This window comes from Paraburkholderia phenazinium (assembly GCF_900142845.1).
In the GTDB taxonomy this organism is placed as follows: domain Bacteria; phylum Pseudomonadota; class Gammaproteobacteria; order Burkholderiales; family Burkholderiaceae; genus Paraburkholderia; species Paraburkholderia phenazinium_A.
Genome location: NZ_FSRU01000001.1, coordinates 225,792 through 246,176, shown reverse-complemented (window position 1 = coordinate 246,176; position 20,385 = coordinate 225,792). Strand labels below are relative to the sequence as shown.

The 20,385-nt window shown below is 61.8% G+C and carries 19 protein-coding genes and 1 riboswitch; of the genes, 12 read left to right on the top strand and 7 right to left on the bottom strand.

From position 1 onward, the window contains the following. Positions 1-319: 319 nt before the first annotated feature. The 4 genes from BUS12_RS01170 (at position 320) to cysS (ending at position 6,084) form a co-directional block, all read left to right on the top strand. Positions 320-2,749 (top strand): hypothetical protein, encoded by a 2,430-nt coding sequence (locus BUS12_RS01170; RefSeq protein ID WP_253189979.1) that lies wholly within the window; start codon positions 320-322, stop codon positions 2,747-2,749. Positions 2,750-2,840: 91 nt separating this feature from the next. Further along, positions 2,841-3,302, top strand: a complete 462-nt coding sequence (locus BUS12_RS01165) for an ASCH domain-containing protein (RefSeq protein ID WP_074293850.1) — start codon at positions 2,841-2,843, stop codon at positions 3,300-3,302. A gap of 8 nt (positions 3,303-3,310) precedes the next feature. Beyond that, a riboswitch (ZMP/ZTP riboswitch) is annotated at positions 3,311-3,393 on the top strand. Between the two features lie 190 nt (positions 3,394-3,583). Next, positions 3,584-4,459 (top strand): tetrahydrofolate dehydrogenase/cyclohydrolase catalytic domain-containing protein, encoded by an 876-nt coding sequence (locus BUS12_RS01160; protein ID WP_143788223.1) that lies wholly within the window; start codon positions 3,584-3,586, stop codon positions 4,457-4,459. Between the two features lie 224 nt (positions 4,460-4,683). Next, on the top strand, positions 4,684-6,084 hold the full coding sequence (cysS, locus tag BUS12_RS01155; RefSeq protein WP_074293849.1) for a cysteine--tRNA ligase: 1,401 nt from the start codon (positions 4,684-4,686) through the stop codon (positions 6,082-6,084). Positions 6,085-6,181: 97 nt separating this feature from the next. On the opposite strand, the gene BUS12_RS01150 is transcribed toward cysS, so the two are convergent. After that, positions 6,182-6,886, bottom strand: coding sequence for an HAD hydrolase-like protein (locus BUS12_RS01150; protein WP_216352687.1), 705 nt, complete (start codon positions 6,884-6,886; stop codon positions 6,182-6,184). Between the two features lie 99 nt (positions 6,887-6,985). On the opposite strand from BUS12_RS01150, the gene BUS12_RS01145 reads away from it, so the two are divergent. Together BUS12_RS01145 and valS are read left to right on the top strand one after the other, a co-directional pair. Further along, positions 6,986-8,851: a M3 family metallopeptidase gene (locus tag BUS12_RS01145; protein ID WP_074293847.1), complete on the top strand. Its 1,866-nt coding sequence runs from the start codon at positions 6,986-6,988 to the stop codon at positions 8,849-8,851. A gap of 431 nt (positions 8,852-9,282) precedes the next feature. After that, positions 9,283-11,820 carry a valine--tRNA ligase gene (gene valS, locus BUS12_RS01140; RefSeq protein WP_074293846.1) on the top strand — a complete coding sequence of 846 codons (2,538 nt, stop codon included), beginning with the start codon at positions 9,283-9,285 and terminating at the stop codon, positions 11,818-11,820. A gap of 9 nt (positions 11,821-11,829) precedes the next feature. Here the strand turns inward: valS and BUS12_RS01135 are convergent, their stop codons facing one another. Beyond that, positions 11,830-12,219: a VOC family protein gene (locus BUS12_RS01135; RefSeq protein WP_074296957.1), complete on the bottom strand. Its 390-nt coding sequence runs from the start codon at positions 12,217-12,219 to the stop codon at positions 11,830-11,832. Positions 12,220-12,463: 244 nt separating this feature from the next. Here BUS12_RS01135 and pip point away from each other — a divergent pair, with 244 nt between their 5' ends. Next, the gene (pip, locus tag BUS12_RS01130) at positions 12,464-13,396 is read left to right on the top strand and encodes a prolyl aminopeptidase (RefSeq protein ID WP_074296955.1); all 933 of its coding nucleotides are present in this window, start codon (positions 12,464-12,466) and stop codon (positions 13,394-13,396) included. 83 nt (positions 13,397-13,479) lie between these two features. Here pip and BUS12_RS01125 read toward each other — a convergent pair whose 3' ends face one another. Then, positions 13,480-14,316 carry a class I SAM-dependent methyltransferase gene (locus BUS12_RS01125; protein ID WP_074293845.1) on the bottom strand — a complete coding sequence of 279 codons (837 nt, stop codon included), beginning with the start codon at positions 14,314-14,316 and terminating at the stop codon, positions 13,480-13,482. A 248-nt stretch (positions 14,317-14,564) separates the two neighbouring features. Here BUS12_RS01125 and BUS12_RS01120 point away from each other — a divergent pair, with 248 nt between their 5' ends. Together BUS12_RS01120 and BUS12_RS01115 are read left to right on the top strand one after the other, a co-directional pair. After that, positions 14,565-15,053: a GFA family protein gene (locus BUS12_RS01120; protein ID WP_074293844.1), complete on the top strand. Its 489-nt coding sequence runs from the start codon at positions 14,565-14,567 to the stop codon at positions 15,051-15,053. 101 nt (positions 15,054-15,154) lie between these two features. Further along, positions 15,155-15,580, top strand: a complete 426-nt coding sequence (locus BUS12_RS01115; RefSeq protein ID WP_143788222.1) for a hypothetical protein — start codon at positions 15,155-15,157, stop codon at positions 15,578-15,580. Here the strand turns inward: BUS12_RS01115 and BUS12_RS01110 are convergent, their stop codons facing one another. From BUS12_RS01110 to BUS12_RS01100, 3 genes are all read right to left on the bottom strand, one after another. After that, on the bottom strand, positions 15,581-16,021 hold the full coding sequence (locus tag BUS12_RS01110) for an ester cyclase (protein ID WP_074296953.1): 441 nt from the start codon (positions 16,019-16,021) through the stop codon (positions 15,581-15,583). A 91-nt stretch (positions 16,022-16,112) separates the two neighbouring features. Continuing rightward, a complete protein-coding gene (gene moaA, locus BUS12_RS01105; protein ID WP_074296951.1) occupies positions 16,113-17,195 on the bottom strand; it encodes a GTP 3',8-cyclase MoaA in 1,083 nt (360 codons plus the stop codon). Between the two features lie 217 nt (positions 17,196-17,412). Next, a complete protein-coding gene (locus tag BUS12_RS01100; RefSeq protein ID WP_074293842.1) occupies positions 17,413-17,793 on the bottom strand; it encodes a TraR/DksA family transcriptional regulator in 381 nt (126 codons plus the stop codon). A gap of 280 nt (positions 17,794-18,073) precedes the next feature. On the opposite strand from BUS12_RS01100, the gene BUS12_RS01095 reads away from it, so the two are divergent. The 3 genes from BUS12_RS01095 (at position 18,074) to BUS12_RS39585 (ending at position 19,602) form a co-directional block, all read left to right on the top strand. Beyond that, positions 18,074-18,367, top strand: a complete 294-nt coding sequence (locus BUS12_RS01095; RefSeq protein ID WP_074293841.1) for a DUF6566 family protein — start codon at positions 18,074-18,076, stop codon at positions 18,365-18,367. A gap of 79 nt (positions 18,368-18,446) precedes the next feature. Then, on the top strand, positions 18,447-18,908 hold the full coding sequence (locus BUS12_RS01090) for a VOC family protein (RefSeq protein WP_074293840.1): 462 nt from the start codon (positions 18,447-18,449) through the stop codon (positions 18,906-18,908). Between the two features lie 265 nt (positions 18,909-19,173). After that, entirely contained in the window at positions 19,174-19,602 is a 429-nt protein-coding gene (locus BUS12_RS39585; RefSeq protein ID WP_074293839.1) for a rubredoxin, read from the top strand. 71 nt (positions 19,603-19,673) lie between these two features. Here BUS12_RS39585 and BUS12_RS01080 read toward each other — a convergent pair whose 3' ends face one another. Further along, positions 19,674-20,270 carry a hypothetical protein gene (locus BUS12_RS01080; RefSeq protein WP_143788221.1) on the bottom strand — a complete coding sequence of 199 codons (597 nt, stop codon included), beginning with the start codon at positions 20,268-20,270 and terminating at the stop codon, positions 19,674-19,676. Positions 20,271-20,385: the final 115 nt, after the last annotated feature.

Here is a 20,385-nt window from a genome sequence, read left to right as displayed (position 1 = left end):
TGTCCGCGCAGGCGCCGCGGTGGCGGAGGTGATTGAGATATCTTTCGCGGCTTTTGCGGTTCTATGCGTCAAGCACATTTGACGAGCGTATGCTGGAGGAAGCCGGTTGCTCTGCCAGATCGGCGAGCCGGCGTCTGCATGCTAGCGTGCAAATCATCCGAAAAGCACTCCCTAATGTCCGTTCCCGGCGACTGAAATTGGCTTAACTACGGATGGGCGCAATTCACGTTCCCGAGTCTTACATTTGACGTTCCATTTCCGGGCTTGGCGAAGAGCCCTTCACCAGTTCTTGAAATAATCAACGGCAAGGATCGCGGAAATGAAACGCTTACTCTCGATGCTCGTCCCTATGGCTGGGGCAATGTGTAGTACTGCTAATGCTCAAGGCAACCTGACGATCAACGGAACGACCTATACCTATTGCGCGGCGGAGAACCAGCAGTGCTCGTTCACGGGTAGTGCGCTCGTGGTGTTCGGCACGACGAGTCCCTCGTTGATGTACGACATTAATGGACCGTTTACGAACGGCGTGGATTGTGCGAATGGTGTGGTATCCGCGACCGATCCGGCCCACGGTTATGCGAAGAGTTGCTGGTATGGTCCGACGGGGACGCCCACTTCTACGCCCGCCCCGACTCCGACTCCCGCCGGGACGCTGACGAAGTGCGCGTCCGAGAATGCGGCCTGCGCGTTTACGGGGACGAAGCCCGTCACGTATGGAGGCAGTACGACCGCCAACAATGTGACCAAAACGTTCACTAACGGTGTGACGTGTTCCAACACGGCTTTCGGAATGGATCCCGATCCAGGTGTGTTGAAGGCCTGCTGGATTCCGGCGATTGTGACGCCGACGCCGACGCCGACGCCCACGCCCACGCCGACGCCGACGCCGACGCCGACGCCGACGCCCACACCGACGCCCACACCAACGCCCACACCAACGCCCACACCAACGCCCACACCAACCCCAACCCCCACGGGCACCATCGCCTGCGCCAAGCCCACCACCACCGCGGGCGGCACGCCAATCGGCCTCATCACAGCCGACACGCCAACCGCCAACGGCACCCGCCTGTTCGCCGAAGCCACCGCGTTTCAGGTGTCGTTCATCACGGCGGCGCCTTCGGCAGACACCGTCGTATGGTCGATGCAGGACCAGTTAGGCAACATCAAAGGCAGCGGCTCGTTTGCGGTCCCGAGCGGCACGCAGACCAGCACGATGTCGTGCAACGCGGCCGTCTCCGGTTACTTCGCCATCACGGCAACGCTGTCCGCAGCGGGTGGTACCTTACCCCGGGCCGGCACGCGGCCCACGGGAATCGCAACCTTCGGTATCCTGCCTAATTTGTCAGCCACGATCCCGGTTGTGAGCTATGCGCATCAGGAGCAGCATCGCTTCGGCATGCAGGGCTTCAACGACAACGGCGCCATGCTGGCGGACCTCGGGGTTTCGCAGACGATCGACAACCGTCAGCTCTCCACGATGGAACCGACCGCCGCGAACACGTGGACCCCGGCTCTATCCGACCTCGATCCGTTCTATACGAATGGGAAGATCATGCGGCTGATCCGTCTGGACGGCATCCCGGCATGGGCCAGTCCGACCGGCGCTTACCAGGACGACACCAATGCGCCCACCAGCGAGACCTATTACCAGAACTATATGGCGCGCGTCGGCACCGATTCGGTGGCGATTCGCCAGGCCTATTTCCCGAATCAGCAATACGACTACTACCAGGTGACGTGGGAACCGCAATGGGCCGATTCCACCGCCAACTTCGTGGCCATGTATGCGGCGGTTTACAAGGGCCTGCACTCCACCGACGCCAATGCGGTGGTGATGGGCACCACCAACCCCTTCCCTGGGAATTGCGTGACGCAGTGCACGCAAGGTTATCTGCAGACCTACGTTCCGCTCGGGCTGGGGAGTTACATCGACGGTGTGACCACGCATGGTTACTACAACGCCGGGACGTATCCGGCGCATCCGCCCGAACAGTACGACACGGACCCGAACCCCGCGAACGTCGCAAATGCACTGGATCAGCAGATGCGCTCGCTACGCGCCGAAATGCAGACGTTCAAGCCGAACATGCGCTTGTGGTCCACGGAGCTGGGCATCAGCTACGACGCGGGCGCGGCGTACGGTTCAAGCTATCCGCCCGCCAACGAACTGTACGGGCAAGCGGCGGTCGCGATACGTGCGCATCTCATCATCCTCGGTGAGGGGGCGCAGGTGACCTACTTCTTCTATGGCTCGGACTTCCCCGCGGAGGTCGGCGACGGCACGTTCTTCGACATCGTGGACGCGCAGGGTCAATACGGCGCCACCAATCTGAGCCCGAAACCCGAGGCGATGGCGATGGCGGCGCTGACTCGCGTGATCGACGGCACGCAGACACTCGGGCATCTCAACGGCTTGCCGTCGATGGTCTACGGCTATGCCTTCCAGCAGCTTAACGGCGGCTCGGTGATCACCGCGCTGTGGACGCACAATAATGCGGACTGGCCGACCTCGGCGGGCACCTATAGCTCGACCTACAGCACGACGTATGCGCTGAGCGTGGACTCGGCGGGGACGAGCGGCCATGTGACGGTGATCGACATGATGGGCAATCCGTCCTCGGTGGCGTATAGCAACGGCGTGGTGAACCTGACGCTGACCGAATCGCCGATTTACGTGGTGTCCTCCAATGCGACGGTGATGAAGAGCAATGTGACCGCGCCGGTGGGGTATACCGGCCAGTAGCGATGGATGAGCGCGCGGTGAGTGTGCGATGGGACGCCGCGCCTTGAGGTAAGCTGCGAACGTTCCGTTACCCGCTTGCCAAAGCATCCAGATGAATCCAACGCCCGAGAGTCTTGTCGAAACGCTGTCGCAACGAGGCATCCAGGTTCCGGAGGGCCGACTCCGAATCGTCGGATTCGGCGATTCCGAGGCGCTCTCGGCCGAACTCATCGCGCTGATCCGCGAGGGGACCAAGCGCGGTACCTGCAGCATGCTGTGGTCGTGGGAGTTTGAGGGCGAGGACATTCCCGCGGTGGGCGACATCGGGATCGTGCTCGACTATGCCGATCGTCCGGTGATGATTCACCGCATCACGCGTGTCGAGATCGTGCCGTTCAACGAAGTGTCCGCCGAATTTGCCGCCAGTGAAGGCGAGGGCGATCGCTCGCTTGCGTATTGGCGCAAGGCGCACTGGGATTTCTTCTTGCGCGAGTGCGCGCAGATTGGCCGCACGATCGACGAAACCATGCCGCTTGTCTGCGAGACCTTTGAGGTGGTGGAGACGTGGGCGTGAGTTATCATATGGGCCTGCGCGACTGGCGAGAAAAGATGGATCACCATCGGGAAGCGTAGAGGCCGCACCGCCGTTCGCCTGGGCATCTTGATCGTTCTCTATGGAGACTTCCAATGACTGCCCTGATTGCTACTCTGACCGTTCCGCCAGCTTTTACATTCCCCTCTGCTGTACCTCTGTCGCGGGCATTCCCTCCTCCGCAGGGACTCGTACTTGCCCACCTTCGTTTTGATCTACTGCAACGTAGCGGCTTTGACACCGCAACGGCCGGGAGCTGAGCGATGAACCACCCTCTGACATGCCTGATCCTGGACGGCAAAGCGGTTGCAGCCCAGGGCGAACACGACCTGTCCGCACGCGTCGCCGCGCTCAAGGCAATCAACGGCGCACGCACGCCGATCCTGGCCACCATTCTGGTCGGCGACGATCCCGCTTCGGCCACTTATGTGCGGATGAAGGGCAACGCGTGCCGGCGCGTCGGCATGGACTCGCGCCTCGTCGCTTTGCCTGCCGGCAGCACCACGGACGAAGTCCTCGCCGAGATCGGCCGGCTCAACGCCGACCCAGACGTTCATGGGATCTTGTTGCAACACCCGGTGCCGGCTCAGGTCGACGAGCGCCGCTGCTTCGATCACATCTCGACCCTCAAGGATGTGGACGGCGTGACGAGTCACGGCTTTGGCCGGATGGCGCTCGGCGAGCCGGCGTTCGGCCCCGCCACGCCCACCGGCATCATGCGGCTACTGGCTCACTATGGGATCGAGCTTGCCGGCAAACGTGCGGTGGTGGTCGGGCGCAGCGCCATTCTGGGCAAGCCGATGGCGCTGATGCTGTCGAATGCAAACGCGACCGTCACCTTGTGTCATTCGAAGACCGTGAATCTCGAAGCGGAGGTGCGGCGCGCGGAAATCGTCGTGGGCGCAGTGGGCAAGCCGAAGTTCATTCCGAACCATTGGATCAGCGATGGAGCGGTCGTGATCGACGCCGGCTACCATCCAGGCGGCGTCGGCGATATTGATCTCGACGGACTGGCAAGCCGTTGCGCGGCGGTGACGCCCGTGCCCGGCGGCGTCGGACCGATGACGATTGCGACACTTATCGCGCAGACCGTCGATGCCGCCGAGCAGGCTGCCCACCCCACCGGCCAAACCGATTGACCAAAAAATTAACGCGCGTTAGCATCGTCCCATGATCTTCGCTACCCGCTCACTCGTCTGCTTCATGCCTGCATGCTGTCAAAGCCTGCCAGCGGGAGCTTGCGTCTAGCGCGTCGCGTTACGTCACGTCCGAGCAAGTCCCGATGGCCACCTGTTGAAAAACCGGTGGCCTTTTTGTTTTTTGCGCATCCCTAACCCCCAACACTCAACCCACGGAAATGCCGATGTCTCTCGCCTTGTACGACACCTGGTCGCGCGCGCTGCGCCCGTTCACTGCTTTGCAACCCAGCCACGTGGGTCTGTACTGCTGCGGACCGACGGTGTACGACCATGCGCATATCGGCAATCTGCGCACCTACGTGTTCGAAGACGTGCTGCGGCGTGTGCTCGCGCTAAACGGCTACGAGGTGCGGCATGTCGTGAACATCACCGATGTCGGTCATCTCGTCTCCGATGCCGATGAAGGCGAAGACAAGATGGAGAAGGGCAGCCGACGCACGGGCGCATCGGCCTGGGAGATTGCCGAACGCTATACCCGCGCATTCATGAGCGACTGGCAAGCACTCAACCTGCTGGAACCCACCGTGTGGTGCCGCGCGACGGACCATATTGCGGAGCAGATCACCTTCATCGCCGAGCTGGAACGCAACGGCTACACATATCAGACCAACGACGGCGTGTACTTCGACACCAGTCGCCAGGACGACTACGGTTATCTGGCGCGCCTCGATCATGCGGGCTTGCAGGCCGGCAAGCGGGTGGCCGTCGGCGAGAAGCGGCGCGCGACCGACTTTGCGCTGTGGAAATTCAGCCCGCCCGACTCGACGCGGCAAATGGAATGGGACAGCCCATGGGGACGCGGTTTTCCGGGCTGGCATATCGAGTGCTCGGCGATGTCGGCCAAATACCTGAGTCCGTGGTTCGACATCCACTGCGGCGGCGAGGACCACATCGCCGTGCATCACAGCAACGAGATCGCACAGACGCAGGCTTGCCACGGCACGCGGCTTGCCAACTTCTGGATGCACGGTCATTTTCTGACGCTCGATGCCGCCAAGATGTCCAAGTCGGATGGCGACTTTCTGCGCCTGCAGAGTTTGACCGAGCGTGGGATCGATCCGCTGGCGTACCGCTATCTTTGCTTGAGCGCGCATTACCGGAGCAAGCTGCGTTTCAATCATGAGGCGCTCGATGCCGCGCAAGCTGCATTGGACAGGCTGCGCAAAGCGTATGCGAGCTGGCCTGCGGGCGGTACGGTGGACGCGGGGTTCGTCGCGCGCTTCAATGCCGAGGTCAATCAGGATCTGAATTTGCCGCGTGCGCTGGCGGTCGTGTGGGAGGTGGTGAGAAGCGATCTGCCGGTGGAGACGCGTCGGGCGACGGTCGATGCCTTCGAACCGGTGCTTGGATTGCGGCTCGCCGATTGGCATGCAGAGGCGTTCGAGATTCCGGCGGATGTGGCCGCGCTGGCTCAACAGCGTGAGAGGGCTCGCGCTGCTAAGGACTGGGCCGAGTCAGACCGGCTGCGTGAGACGTTGAAGGCAGCGGGTTGGCAGGTTGAGGATGGTGTGGGCGGACAACGCTTGAGTCCGCTGGCCGGGACTGGGATCCAGGAGCGGAGTTGAAGCGATGCTCTACCGAGGCGCGGCTCAAGCTCACGCTCACGCCTAGCCGCGCCCCTCTGCGCAACAACACGGCAGCGGGTGCGCGCTAACGCTTACGCTAAGGAAGGTCAACGAGACCGGCTATCTCATCGACGCTCTCAAGTAGACGCAGTGGCGACTGATCCGCCAATTCCTTGCGCGAACCGTATCCCCATAGCACGCCGACTGAACCGATGCCATTCGCATGAGCGGCCAGCAGATCCACAGAGCGATCGCCGATCATCCTCGCCTGCGGATCGACAGCACCGTCGCTTAGCAAACGCGCGATTTGCTGTTGCTTCGTCACGCCGATATCGCCACCGCTAATAAAGCGAAAATGGTCGCGTATGCCGAACCGGTGCAAGATCTTGTCCGCGAAGTTTGCGAGCTTCGACGTGCAGATGCCCATGGGGATGCCCTGTTGCGCCAGCGCATCGAGTGCGGTGTCGATGCCAGGGTAGAGCGTATTTTCTGCGAAGCCGGTTTCGGCATAACGTTCGCGATACAGCAAGATCAACTGGCGGACCTCAGCTTCGGGTGCGCCGGTGACGACCCGGAATGTGTCGTCGAGCGGAGGTCCCACATACTGCGCGACCTCCGACTCGGGAAGCGCCGTATAGCCTAGGGATGTCAGCGCGTGATTGATGGATCGGCTAATACCCACCAGCGGATCGCTGAGCGTGCCGTCCAGATCGAAGAGTAGCGTTCTCATGTCTATTGCGTCGTCAGGTAAGTCGTGATTGGAGATGGCGCTTCGCGCATGCTCCCCGACACCGCCCAGCAAGTCAACTGTATGCAGACTGCGCTACGATCATTGCTATCGCTGCGCGTTCTCTCGCCGTCCTCCAAGCAGCATAAACGACATCTCCAACCCTACCCGCATATGAAAAGCGCTCGCGCCTTTTTCGACCGACTCAATCAAGACTATCTGACGATTCATCAAAAGGAATGCGAGCTCTTCTGGCTAACACACACCGGCCAGAGCGACGACCACGACGCGCAGGGTACGGCTGGTCTCGCGCGCAGAACCTTCCTCGCAGACGCGCAACGCCTGGCGCAAAGCCGCGACCATCTCGCGAGGATCGAGGCCTCGGCGCAGTGTGACGAGCGCGATGGGCTCGTGACGGGCCTGCGCGGCTGGGTCGCGGCCTTCGAAGGCAACGCGATGGGCAGCGAGCGCGCCAACGTGTTGCTGGCCGAGCTGATCAAGATGGACGCCGATCTGTTCGCGCGCCGCCAGGCGTACAAGATGCATCATGTCGGCGCGTCGGGGCTTACCGAAGAGGCCTCACCTGCCACGCTACGCTCGAACCTGGCATCGAACCCGGACGACGCGTCACGCAAAAGCTCGCACGAAGCGCTGCATGGACTCGAACGCTGGGTGCTGGACAACGGTTTCCTCGAGATTGTGGCGAGGCGCAATGCATTGGCGCGTGAACTCGGCTATCGCGACTTCTTCGACTACCGGCTGCGCACCGGCAGCGGCATGAGCCCCGAGCAACTCTTTGCGATCTTCGACGAGTTCGAGCGGAGTACACGCGAGGCGCATTTCGCCGCGTTGAACCGCCTCGTCATGGAGCACGGCGACGCGGCCTTGCAGCCGCACAATTTACCCTACCGGATGCGCGGCGGCGCGGCGCAAAAGGTGGATGCCTACTTTCCGTTTAGCAAGGCGCTGGAGCGTTGGGCAGAATCGTTCCGGCGACTTGGCGTGTCGTATCGCGGCGCGCGGATCGAAATCGATTTGCTGGACCGGCCAGGCAAGTTTCCGACGGGCTTTTGCATCGCGCCCACGCCGAGCTATCGCGACGACAGCACCGGCTGGGTGTCGGCGGATGTCCGCTTCACCTCGACGGCACGCCCGCAGCAAGCGGGTGCAGGACTGCAGGGGCTCAACGTGCTATTCCACGAGGCTGGACACGCTGCGCATTTTTCTAACGTGGCGCGCAATTCGCCCTGCTTCTCGCACATCTACGCCCCTAGCTCGCCTGCGTACCTTGAAACGCAGGCGAAGTTCTTCGATGCATTGCCGGGCGATCCCTGCTGGATCAGACGGTATGCGCGCAACGCAACCGGCGAGCCGATGCCCGACGACATGCTGCGCTCGCGTGTCGAGTCGAACCAGGCGTTCCTCGCTCACGCCGAACGCCGCGATCTGGTGCCGACGTATTTCGAACGGGCGCTCTATGCCATGGACGATGCCGAGCGCACCATGGAGTCGGTGCTCGAACTGGCGCGTTCGCTGACGTTGCGCATCCTTGGTGTGCCTCATCACACGGGCTATGTGCTGAGCATGCCCCATCCTATCTATCACGACATCGCGGTCTACTATCACGGCTACCTGCTGGCTAAGATGGCGGCGTCGCAGACGCGTGCCTATCTGACGCGCTCGCTTGGTTATATCGTCGATAACCCCGCAGTCGGGCCGCTGCTTGCGAAACACTACTGGACGTCGGGCAACAGTCTGACGCTCGATCAAACCTTGCGGAACATGACGGGGGAGAGTTTGACTTCGGCCTATCTGGCGACGGAGTGCAATCGTTCGCCGCGGGAAGCGTGGGCACTCGCACAGGAAGCCTTCGAGCGGGCCGATCGTGTCGCGCCGCTTATGGCCACGGGCGAGGGAGATCTTGATGCGTCGATCTCGATCGTTCATGGCGCACAACGCATTGCGACCAACGAGGCATCGCTACCGGCAATGTACGCGGAGTTTGAGGCGTGGATTGTGCGGTCGGCGCAGGTCGCATAGCGAGGTTAGGCGGCACAAGGTTGAGCGAAAGCGGCATGGTGTGCGAGTGCGCCCTCGACGTTCCGCTTTCGGTAGCGGACCTCACATAACACTTGTGCCAATTTCAATGATCGTTTATAAAAACATATCTCGATCACAAGTCGAGATAACATCTATCTAACGTTCACTCGCGGAGGATGCTATGTCACCGTTAAACGTAATGCCGCACTGATTTTCCCACTCTCCACGCAGCACGCGCCGCCTTTCATTGGCCCGCACTTCTCGCTTCGCGCATTTCCTCGTATCCGTTTCCCTCGCTCGTTTCACTTCGCTTCCGCGCGTCGCGCGACAACTCGAATTCACCATTTGATAGCGAAGCAGAAATGAAACCGCAACCTACCTTGACTGGCATAAAGCGTTGCCATCCAACCCGACGCCGCGCTGCCGCGAGCGTGCCCGATCGCCCCAGCCTCGACGCGCTCGAAGCGCAGTGGACCGAGTATTGGCAAGCGCAGCACACCTACCGCTTCGACCGCAACGCCGAGCGCAACGAAGTCTTTTCGATCGACACTCCGCCGCCTACCGTCTCGGGTTCCTTGCACATGGGTCATGTGTTCAGCTACACGCACGCGGACATCATCGCCCGCTATCGGCGTATGACGGGCAAGAGCGTTTTCTATCCGATGGGATGGGACGACAACGGCCTGCCGACGGAGCGGCGTGTCGAGAACTTCTACGGCGTCATCTGCGACCCGGATGCGGCCTACGACCCGCACTCTCGCGAACCTGCGGCACCGGCTGCGCGTCGCGCGGAATTTGCGCGGATCAGTAGGCGCAACTTTATCGAGCTGTGCCATAGGCTGACCGCCATCGACGAACGCGCCTTCAGGGCACTGTTCGTGCGTCTTGCCATCTCGGTGGATTGGAGTCTCACCTACGCCACCATCGACGACCGGTCGCAGCGCGCCAGCCAGTTGGCATTCCTGCTGAATCTGGAGAGAGGAGAGTTGTACAGCCAGGACGCACCGTGTCTGTGGGACGTGACGTTTCAGACCGCGGTCGCGCAGGCGGAGCTTGAAGATCGGGAGCTTGCTGGGGCGTATCACGATCTGCGCTTTGTCGATCATGGCGGCAACACGATCGTGATCTCCACGACGCGCCCGGAACTGTTGCCGGCTTGCGTGGCCCTGGTGGCTCACCCCGACGATGAGCGCTATCGCCATTTGCTGGGAACGACAGTGCGCTCACCGCTCTTCGGGATCGACGTGCCGGTCATGGCGCATCCGCTCGCGGAGCCCGCGAAGGGCACGGGTCTCGCGATGGTTTGTACCTTCGGCGATGTCACCGATGTGATCTGGTGGCGCGAGCTCAGCCTGCCGACGCACAGCGTGATTGGCAAGGACGGCCGTCTGCAGGACGAGGTGCCGCAGTGGCTCGCGTCGCCGCGTGCCCAGCAGGCTTATGCGCGGCTCGCCGGTGCGTCTGTCGCGCAAGCGCGCAGCCGTATTGTCGAGATGTTGACCGAAAGCGGTGACCTGTCCGCGCCGCCGCGGCCGCTGACACACAGCGTCAAATACTTCGAAAAGGGCGATCGCCCGCTCGAAATCGTGGCCACACGGCAATGGTATCTGCGCAGCGGAGGACGCGATGACGCATTGCGCGCGCAATTGCTGGAACGAGGCACGCAACTGAGCTGGCATCCCGAGTACATGGCTGCGCGCTACGATCACTGGGTGGCGGGCCTGAACAGCGACTGGCTCATCAGCCGCCAGCGCATCTTCGGCGTGCCGATTCCGCTGTGGTATCCGCTTGACGCAGCCGCCGAGCCGGACTACAGCAAGCCGATACGCCCCGACGCGTCTGCATTGCCGGTGGATCCACGTTCACACGTGCCACCCGGTTACACCGAGGCGCAACGAGGCCAACCCGATGGCTTCCTGGGCGAAGCCGACATCATGGACACGTGGGCCACCAGTTCGCTGACGCCGCAAATTGCAGGCGGCTGGCAGGATCCGGACGGGTGTTTTGCGAGAGTCTTCCCGATGGACCTGCGTCCGCAGGCACACGACATCATTCGCACGTGGCTGTTCTACACGGTGGTGCGCGCCGGCTTCGAAGCGCAGAGCGCGCCCTGGAAACACGCGATGCTCTCCGGTTGGATTCTCGATCCGGATCGCAAGAAGATGTCGAAGTCGAAGGGCAACGTCGTCACACCGATGGCGCTGTTGGACACCTACGGCTCCGACGGCGTGCGCTATTGGGCCGCGATGGGCGGGCCGGGCACGGATACCGTCTTCGAAGAAAAGCAGATGAAGGTGGGCCGCAGGCTTGCGCTCAAGCTGCTGAACGTGTCGAAGTTTGCATTGGGCTTCGATGGGGATCCGGATGGATGCCTGACCGAGGCCCTCGACCACGCCATGATGCGGCGTCTGGCCGCTGTGGTTGCGGATGCAACGGTCGCGCTGGAGGCGTTCGAGTACAACCGGGCCATCGAATGCACGGAAGCTTTCTTCTGGTGGTATTGCGACGACTACGTCGAACTCGTGAAGGGACGCGCCTATGGCAACGGCGCGCCGGCGGAGTCGGCCCGCCATGGGCTGGCCGCTTCGCTCTCGGTGCTGCAGCGGTTGTTCGCGCCGTTTTTGCCGTTTGTTGCGGAGGAGTGCTGGTCCTGGTGGATGGAGGGATCGGTGCATACCGCGCAGTGGCCGACGCTTGAGGCGTTCGAAGCAGCGACCGGAAGCGATGACGGTTCGTCGTCTGCGGTGTTCATCGCGGCCGTCTCTGACGTGCTGGGCGAGATTCGTAAAGCCAAATCCGAAGCCAGCTTGTCGATGAAGGCCGAGGTGAAGCAAGTAGTGGTCGAAGACGCGCCAGGCAGGCTGGAACTGCTCAAGCTCGCACAGGATGACTTATGCGAGGCAGGACAGGTCAAGCGGTTGGAAATGCGTGCCGCTGATGGGTTCCGTGTGCGAGTGGAGTTGTCCTAGCGCAGCCGCTCAACCCCATGCCGCGTTTTGCAACACGACGCGGTAACCATCGGGGTCTTCGAACGTCACGCCCTGGCGGTCCCAATAGGGATTCTCGGACCGGCAGGGCGCAATGCCCAGCGCCTGCATTCTCGCGACCGCTGCGTCCCACGCCTCGCGCTCCGGCAGATACAGCACCAGCAAGTACTCTGCCGTGGGCGCGTTGGCAACGGTTACGCCGTGCTGATGCGTGAACTCGATGTGCCACGGAGAGTCCCGCCGTCCCAGGATAATCCCGTCAAAACCTTCATGGTCTTCGAAGTGGGCCAGCACCTCGAAACCTAATCCCTCCGTGTAAAAGCGGGCGACTCTGCCGATGTCGTTCGTTGGCCGTGCGACGCGCAAAGTGGGCGGGGGCATCTCATCGCTCTCCATAGGGGTGGGCTCGCAATTTCGATGCACAGCATAGCGTGCGCTTCGGGACTGCGCCGAATGCCCGTGGGACGAACGGGTTATTCCGCGCTGCCGTTCCCGGCGGCCACCATTGCGCGCGTTCATCGCGGCATGTATCTTGGCGATGAACCTGCCGACACGTCTGCGCCACGACCGCGATCGTGCGAATCGTGCGTCGCGATGGCCCGGCACTCACACTCTGGAATCGCTCATGTACCCATCAATTGAACCCTACAAGCACGGATTTCTCGACACCGGTGACGGACACCAGGTCTACTGGGAGTTGTGCGGCAATCCCAATGGCAAGCCGGCGGTGTTTCTGCACGGCGGCCCTGGCGGCGGCTGCAGCCCGGAGCACCGGCGTCTGTTCGACCCGGCGCGCTACAACGTGCTGCTGTTCGATCAGCGCGGCTGCGGCCGCTCCAAGCCGCACGCCAGTCTCGACCACAACACCACGTGGGACCTGGTAGCCGATATTGAACGGCTGCGCGAGATGATCGGCGTCGAACAATGGGTGGTGTTCGGCGGCTCGTGGGGCAGTGCGCTCGGCCTCGCCTATTCGGAGACGCATCCGCAACGCGTCACGGCGTTGATCGTGCGCGGCATCTTCACCATGCGCCGTGCCGAACTGCTCTGGTACTACCAGGAAGGCGCGTCGTGGCTGTTCCCCGATCTTTGGGAGGGCTTCCTCGCGCCGATCCCTGTCGAAGAGCGTGGCGATCTGATGGCTGCCTATCGCCGCCGTCTGACCGGCGACGATGAAGCTGTGAAGCGACAAGCTGCGCGCGCGTGGAGCTTGTGGGAGGGTCGCACGATCACCCTGCTGCCCAGCCCCGAACTCGAACAACACTTCGGCGACGACGAATACGCGCTTGCTTTTGCGCGGATCGAAAACCACTACTTCGTCAATGACGGGTTCGTCGAGGAAGGACAACTGCTGCGGGACGCGCATCGCCTCGCGGACATTCCCGGCGTGATCGTGCAAGGCCGTTACGATGTGGCTACGCCGGCACGTACCGCGTGGGATCTGTCCAAGGCGTGGCCCAAGGCGAGTTTCCAGATCGTGCCTGACGCCGGCCACGCTTATAACGAGCCTGGCATCCTGCAGGCGTTGATTGCGGCGACGGATCGGTTCGCGAGCTAGGCGAGCAAAGCGTGCGTTGCTGCCTTAGGTAAGCGATGTCCGCAGAGGGATAAGCGGACATCGCAGTACCCTGCCTCGATTGATCAAGGCTTCGCTTGCGCGCGGACCAACCGAATGCCCCAGCCCGTGCGGATGGTCCCGTCGCTTTGCTGCAAGCCTGATAGCGCGTGAATCACATCTTCACGCAGCCGCGCTTTGGCCGGTGCGGAGAGCCGGTCGATATCGTAGGTTTTGGTCAGCGAGTCCCACAGTTCATGAGGTAGCGGTTCCCAATCGACGTCCAGGTCTTCGAACTGCACGTTTTCGAAGTCGTGCTTGAGCAGTTCGGTCCATCCTTCGTTGCTGCGAGTTCGGGCGTCGCCGAACGGGAGCAATCCTGCATCTTCCTTGAGAACGGGCAGGAGAACGTCGCGCAAAACCTTGTTCGCTTCGCCGAGCAAAAAGCTGCGTCCCACCACCGTGGCGAATTGCCCTTGCGGACGCAGCACGCGCCGGATTTCCTTGATCACCGCTTCGATATCGTCCATCAGCATGATGGCCATGTGCGACAGCAGGCAGTCGACGCTGCCCGTTTCGACGGACAGTTCCTGCGCGCGTTCCTTCAACAGCGCGACGGAGTCCGGAAGCGTGGCCCGCGCGACGTCCAGTTCGCCTTGGCTCATGTCGACGCCAATCAGCTTCAGCGACGGCCCCGGTCGGTCTAAGAGCAGCTTGAGCAGATGTCCGTCGCCGCAGGCAAGATCGAGGACCGTCAGCGGCGCCGTCGACGCCGGGACGCATGCGACAAGGGCGTCATAGGTCGAGGCGTAGTCGGCCGCGCTGGAGTGGGCACGAAGGTGGGCGAACGCGGCGCTCGTGGCACCGGGCTCACGCTGATGGAAGTCTTGCAGATACGTCTCGACAGGGGACAGTGCTTTCATGCGTGGCGACTCCGGACAAGATATGCGTGACGCGTCGTTGACGAAAACGTTTCGGCCGAGCGGGGGGCGATTATCCGTCGCCGAAGCGGCCTTGGCAATTCACCTGGAGCGCGCTGCCTGGACGCGCTGAGCGTCTTTCGATCACCTGTCATGGGCCGGCGCGCGACGCTTGACGCAAGCGCCGCGAACCTGGAATATGGGCGGGCGTGCGATAACCGACGTTGTCCCTTTCATACGAGAGGTGCGAGATGGCTTTCGAACAATCTCCTTTCTTCGAAGGCGGCTGTACTTGCCGCGCGGTGCGTTACCGCATGACGAGCAAGCCGCTGTTCGTTCACTGCTGTCACTGCCGCTGGTGTCAGCGCGAAACCGGCACCGCCTTTGCGCTCAACGCCTTGATCGAGGCGGACCGCGTCGAACTGCTGCAAGGGGAGATTGAACTTGTCGATACGCCGTCGCTAAGCGGTAAGGGGCAAAGAATTGCCCGCTGTCCGACATGTCATGTGGCGGTGTGGAGCCACTATGCAGGAGGGGGCAATGCGGTTTGTTTTGTTCGGGTGGGGACGCTCGATGAGCCTGATCGTTTCCCACCGGACATTCATATTTTCACCGCGTCTAAACAACCTTGGGTCGTGCTGCCGGAAGGCACGTTTGCGGTTGAAGAGTTTTACAAGGCTTCCATTTATTGGCCGCAGGAGAGTCTTGAGCGGCGTGCCGCGCTTGCGGCTCGGAAGTAGCTTAAGGTAGCGGGCGGTATCAAACGCAGTGGTTGCCTGTCACACGCCTCAATACCCAGGTAGAGATCTTGACGCGCACTCAACAAGAAGAAGCGATCGCAGTGGACCCATTCGAAATCTACCGGACTTCGTTTTATAAGCTGAGCCAGGCGTATAGCTTCCATGTGCCTGGTTATCTGATTCTCGAAACGCTTTCGCCTGCTCGGCGCTTCTCTGATATTCCCAGCGAGGCCGATGCCGATCTGGTGTCGTGCTTTCGCGTCGCAGAGCGGCTGCTCGATAGCTTGCTAAACCCTGAGCGGATCTACTTTCTTCGTTTTGGCGAGAGCACGGAGAATATCCACTTCCACATCGTGCCGCGCACCAGTGCGATAGCGGACATGTATGGACGGCCAGCTCCTGGTGAAGACGCACTGAACGGCGCGGGCGTCGTCAGTTGGTTGTGGGCGAATCATCAGCGTCTGGGGTACGCGGAGTCGGACGTTCGCGTGTTCATCCAGGCCGCGCGGCAGAGTCTCTTACCCTAATCACTGCCCCTCCAGCCCTTTGGGCAACTCTCCCAACTGACGAAACACCGAAAGCCAATCCTCAAGATGCCATGTCTTCGCAATCAGATTCCCGCGCATCTGATGGAACGAGTGAATCGCGAACTGGATGTGTTTAGAGCTTGCAGCAATCCCAAGCAGTTCGCCGGATTGCGTGCCGCTCACCTCCGCGCGAACGCCCACCCGGTCGCCATGCACCAGCACGTCGAGAATGGTGATCCGCATATCGGGAAGCGCTGTTGCGAGGTTGTCGAAGATGGGGATCATCTGGTCGGGCCCCAGCGTCGCTCCGGCGGGCTCCGGGACATATTCCCAATCGGGGGTGACGACCGCTCGTAGCAAGGTCACGCTTTTCTTCTCGACGGCCTCGTAGAACGCCTTAATCGTTGCCTGCGCCACCTGTTCGCTGGTGCTTTCGGTCATGATCGGTTTCTCCTGAAGAATGCTCCACGGATGCTTCGTAAGCATGCACTCCACGTTCGCGATCAGGCAAGCGGTTTGCAAAGAACCGTATTCAACCGCCGACCAGCGACATCCGCACGGTGGGATAAACCTTTGCCGATCCCGGCCTGCGCGGCGCCGAACGCAGTTCGGAATAGCGGTCGTCGCGCTGGATCCACCGGCCGCGCACCGCCGTTGCCAGTTGCTCGACGGAGGCGTTGTCAGCGAGCCAGGGTCTGAGGTCCGTGCCCTGGGTGGCGAACAGACACGTATAAAGTTGACCGTCGGCCGATACGCGGGCGCGCGTGCACGTCCCGCAGAACGGTTGCGAGACGCTCGCGATGAACCCGACGTCGCCCTTACCATCCGCATGGCGATAGGTGACGGCCGTACCCATCTGCTCAGGACTGACGATGGGGATCAACGGGAACTCGGCTTCGACGATTTGCCGCGTTTCGCGCGCCGTGATCACCTTCGTGTTCGACCAGCCGCCCGCACCGCCGACGTCCATGTATTCGATAAAGCGCACGGCCACGCCGCTGCCCTTGAACTGCCGGACCAGCGGCAGGATCTGGCTGTCATTGACGCCCCGCTCGACCACCGCGTTGACCTTGATCGGCGCGAGTCCGACCGCGCGTGCTGTTTCGATACCGTCCAGGATCCGCGACACAGGCATGTCGACGTCGCTCATACGGCGGAATACGGCATCGTCCACCGCGTCGAGGCTGACCGTCACGCGATTGAGGCCGGCGTCGCGCAGCGAGCGTGCCTTCGCGGCGAGCAGGGAGCCGTTTGTCGTGAGTGCGAGCTCCATCGGCTTGCCGCTGGCGGTGGTCAGTTTCGCGAGCTGTTCAATTAGCGCTTCGAGCCCACGGCGCAGGAGCGGCTCGCCGCCGGTGATGCGGATCTTCTCCACGCCGAGCAGAGCGAACGCTTTCGCGAGCTTGACCATCTGTTCGAACGACAGGCGTTGCGCAGACGGCAGGAAGGGATAGTCCGGGCCGAAGGTGTCGCGCGGCATGCAGTACGTGCAGCGAAAATTGCACTGATCGATGACGGACAGACGCAGATCGCGCAGCGGCCGATTGAGTTTGTCGAGGGGGGGCGAGGCATCGCTGACGGATACGCGATGGCGGTATTCCGTTTCTGCGGCGATGGGCGCGTCGATGATGTTCACGAACTATCCGAAAGTGGGCAGCGTGCGGCGGGGACCGAGCAACGCTACGGCCCTTAATGACATGCTGTCAGGATAGTGTTTCCCTCCCGCGTATGGGACGCACAGTCTGTGGAGGATTTAAGGAGTACAGTTTTGTGCACCGCATGGTCATCGGACCGCGCAACCTTTACCGCATCGCGCAGGCATTCGGAAACCATCATGTATTCGTTTCGCGCCTGCTTTCTTCTTCGACGGTAAAGATTGCCTCGGGAACCGCTTCGAGGCGGGCCTTCGGTATCGGGTCGCCACTGGCATCGGAGAAGCCGTAGGTGCCGTCCGCAATCTTCTGCAGCGCCCGCTGGATGTTTTGAATGCGACGGTCGTTCGCATTACGTAGCGCCTGATTGACTTCATCCTGGGCCATGCCCTGTGCGTCGTCTTCGAACTCCTCAGCTTCCTCGCCGTGCTCCTGCTCGTCTGCACGGCCACGCGCGATCGTATTTTCTTCTTCGCCCAGCACTTCCCGGCGCAGCGCTTCCAGACGCGTACGCTGCTGCGCAATGAACTCCGTACTCAATGGGGTGGGTTGCGCCGGCATGGCTTTCTCCTCTGTCATGGCTATCGTGTGGTTCGACGCGTCAGCACGCCGTCGCGGCAGCACGTAGTGATCCGCCCTGGATTTAGCATAGTTGAAGTTCGTGGAAGTCCCAATGCTATCTGGTGGGCTACCGTCAGGTAAACGACAGCACGATAAGTATTACTGAGTTAATCGTGAACGCTGGCCGATAGCCTTGTGGATTCCCAGATTGGCACTACACTGGTGGACGGGCTCTCATGCGCCAATCGTGCACCCTTCGCGGCTAGACACGGAGAAAACAATGCAGACACACACTGTTTCGTACGGCGAATTCGAAATCGTCGTGCGGCCCGAGCGAAACGCGCGCGGTGCTTGGATCGCAGACGTGAGTGTGAGTCGCGGCGCGCAAACCATTGTCGATACGCGACCGTCTACTGTTCAGCCGGAATGGTTGAACGAGGAGGAAGCGATCAGAGACGGGATCGAATGGGGCCGCCGTTTTATCGACCGTGAGTTCAACACGCACGAATCCGGCTCCTGGGTGGCGGCCCGTTCGCGTGCGGAACGCTGGTTCCGCGACGCCGAGGAATCGTAGATCGCCGGTGCTGCACGTGCGCCTGAATGTCTCGCGTGTTGTCGGCTGTAAAATAAAAGGATTGGTAAAGGGGACTGTCATGAGCGACCTGCCTTCACGCCCATCGTTGGGCGCCGCGGTGTACTACGACGATGCGTTTGCCGCGCTGGACTGGCTCGAGAAGGCCTTTGGCTTCGAGCGTCAGTTCGTCGTCACGGACGAAGACGGACAACTTGCCCATTCGGAAATGCGTTTCGGCGATAGCTATGTAATGGTCTGCCGCGCATGGAACGAGGACATGGCGAGCCCTCAGACGTTGGGCGGCAAGAACACGCAGTCGGTGCATGTGCAACTGCGCGATGGCATTGACGCCCATTGCGCCCGGGCGCGCGCAGCCGGCGCGGTGATCACGCGCGAACCGGAGGATCAGTTCTACGGCGATCGCGTCTATGCGGCGCGCGACCCGGAAGGCCACGTCTGGAGTTTCGGCCAGACGTTGCGCCAGGTGTCGCGCGAAGAGGCCGAACAGGCCACTGGCCTGAAAATAGACGGCTGGGTGTGAACCGGCGGCTTGGGTCGCGCTTCCTGCCGGATTCTCCAGCCCTTTAGCTACCCGCAGGAAACAGTGCATCTCCCTGGCGTAGCTAATGCGCCGTCCACCTGAGGCGATAATTGTGGTCCGCCACGCGGGCTGCGAATTCGTCGCGGCGACCGCACGGATAGGCTCCTTGGGAATGCGACGCGCTAGCCGCGTGCGCTAACGGAGCCTGCCTCATTCAATCGTACGCAGGCTGGCGACGATCGCCAGCCGCCAGGAAACTGTTTGCATGTATAAAAAGGGCGTGGCCTTAGAAATTCAGTTTGCCCCTCAGCGACTCAACGATGGGGCCGGCGATCCGTACTGGATCGATCTGACGCTGACGGAAGCGCAGAGTCTGCTTCAGACGCTACAGACGCAGTTAGCCGCGAACAGCGCGGGGACCGCCGCGCCGCTGGTCGTGAGCCTCGATGACGCGCAAGCTTCGCGCGAAGCGCAGTCCGCCGATTCGTCTGTATCCGTCGACGCGCAGGAGGTGTCGGCCAGCAGCGAGTTCAAGCAGTGGGTGTGCGTGATCTGCGGCTGGATCTACGACGAAGCGGCTGGCGTGCCGGAAGAGGGCATTGCCCCCGGCACCCGCTGGGCCGATGTGCCCGTTGATTGGCGCTGCCCGCTGTGCGACGTGGGCAAGGAAGATTTCGCGCTGGTCGAGTTCTAGCCGAGGTGGAATTCATGCGAGGCCGGCTCGGGAACCGGCGCGGCCCGCGCCTAGCTCGATCGCGGCCAGGTTTATTTGGCCATGATCCGTTGGCGTTCAAACGTTACGGCCGAGGCCTCGCCAAAGCGGCCACTCAGAGAAGCGTACAGCACACTGATCCAGAGAATCGCACCGGTTGCAAACTCTCCGGCTGGGTAGTTCGAATCGGCGCCTGCCATCCACGGGTAGGCCAGTGCGACGACGATCAGCGCGAGGCCGGTGACGTAGTGTCGAGGCGCGCGGAACAACCGCGCCAGGGGAAGCAGGTGTAGACCGACGATCAGGATGACTGCAGGTGCGGTCCAGCCGGGACGCCCGACGGCATTCAGGACGATATTCGCTACGACGACCGCGAGCCACTGCACCGCGTTGATCCATCGAAAAGCGCGTGCACGCGCTTTCTGCGCCGCGGGTTCCGCTTTCGGGTCGACGTATGGCCGAAACGCGCGGTAGTCGCACCACGCCCACAAAAACAAGGTGCTGCCGGCCATCAATATCAATCCGAGCATCGGCCAATCCCAGCCATGCAGGTGCAGGCACCAGGCTGTCATCCAGAGCGTGCCGAATCCGGCGAAAAACATCTGCCCAACGGCTGAACCGGCTTTACGAGCATACATGGCGTGTTCCACGAATCTCTCCCGAGAAAGGCTTTCACAGAGGTTGATCAAGGGCTTGCAGTTCTGCTGCGGCGCTTGAGTCCTGAATCCGTACGACGATGCATGGCGCGGCTTGGGCGATACCGCT

Coding starts and splice junctions, on each gene's coding strand:
- BUS12_RS01135 (WP_074296957.1), bottom strand. CDS start 12,219: ATGCCCCCGCCCACTTTGCGCGTCGCACGGCCAACGAACGACATCGGC.
- BUS12_RS39585 (WP_074293839.1), top strand. CDS start 19,174: ATGTATAAAAAGGGCGTGGCCTTAGAAATTCAGTTTGCCCCTCAGCGA.
- pip (WP_074296955.1), top strand. CDS start 12,464: ATGTACCCATCAATTGAACCCTACAAGCACGGATTTCTCGACACCGGT.
- BUS12_RS01160 (WP_143788223.1), top strand. CDS start 3,584: ATGAACCACCCTCTGACATGCCTGATCCTGGACGGCAAAGCGGTTGCA.
- BUS12_RS01095 (WP_074293841.1), top strand. CDS start 18,074: ATGCAGACACACACTGTTTCGTACGGCGAATTCGAAATCGTCGTGCGG.
- BUS12_RS01110 (WP_074296953.1), bottom strand. CDS start 16,021: ATGACCGAAAGCACCAGCGAACAGGTGGCGCAGGCAACGATTAAGGCG.
- BUS12_RS01100 (WP_074293842.1), bottom strand. CDS start 17,793: ATGCCGGCGCAACCCACCCCATTGAGTACGGAGTTCATTGCGCAGCAG.
- BUS12_RS01145 (WP_074293847.1), top strand. CDS start 6,986: ATGAAAAGCGCTCGCGCCTTTTTCGACCGACTCAATCAAGACTATCTG.
- BUS12_RS01165 (WP_074293850.1), top strand. CDS start 2,841: ATGAATCCAACGCCCGAGAGTCTTGTCGAAACGCTGTCGCAACGAGGC.
- BUS12_RS01090 (WP_074293840.1), top strand. CDS start 18,447: ATGAGCGACCTGCCTTCACGCCCATCGTTGGGCGCCGCGGTGTACTAC.
- BUS12_RS01125 (WP_074293845.1), bottom strand. CDS start 14,316: ATGAAAGCACTGTCCCCTGTCGAGACGTATCTGCAAGACTTCCATCAG.
- BUS12_RS01170 (WP_253189979.1), top strand. CDS start 320: ATGAAACGCTTACTCTCGATGCTCGTCCCTATGGCTGGGGCAATGTGT.
- BUS12_RS01120 (WP_074293844.1), top strand. CDS start 14,565: ATGGCTTTCGAACAATCTCCTTTCTTCGAAGGCGGCTGTACTTGCCGC.
- cysS (WP_074293849.1), top strand. CDS start 4,684: ATGTCTCTCGCCTTGTACGACACCTGGTCGCGCGCGCTGCGCCCGTTC.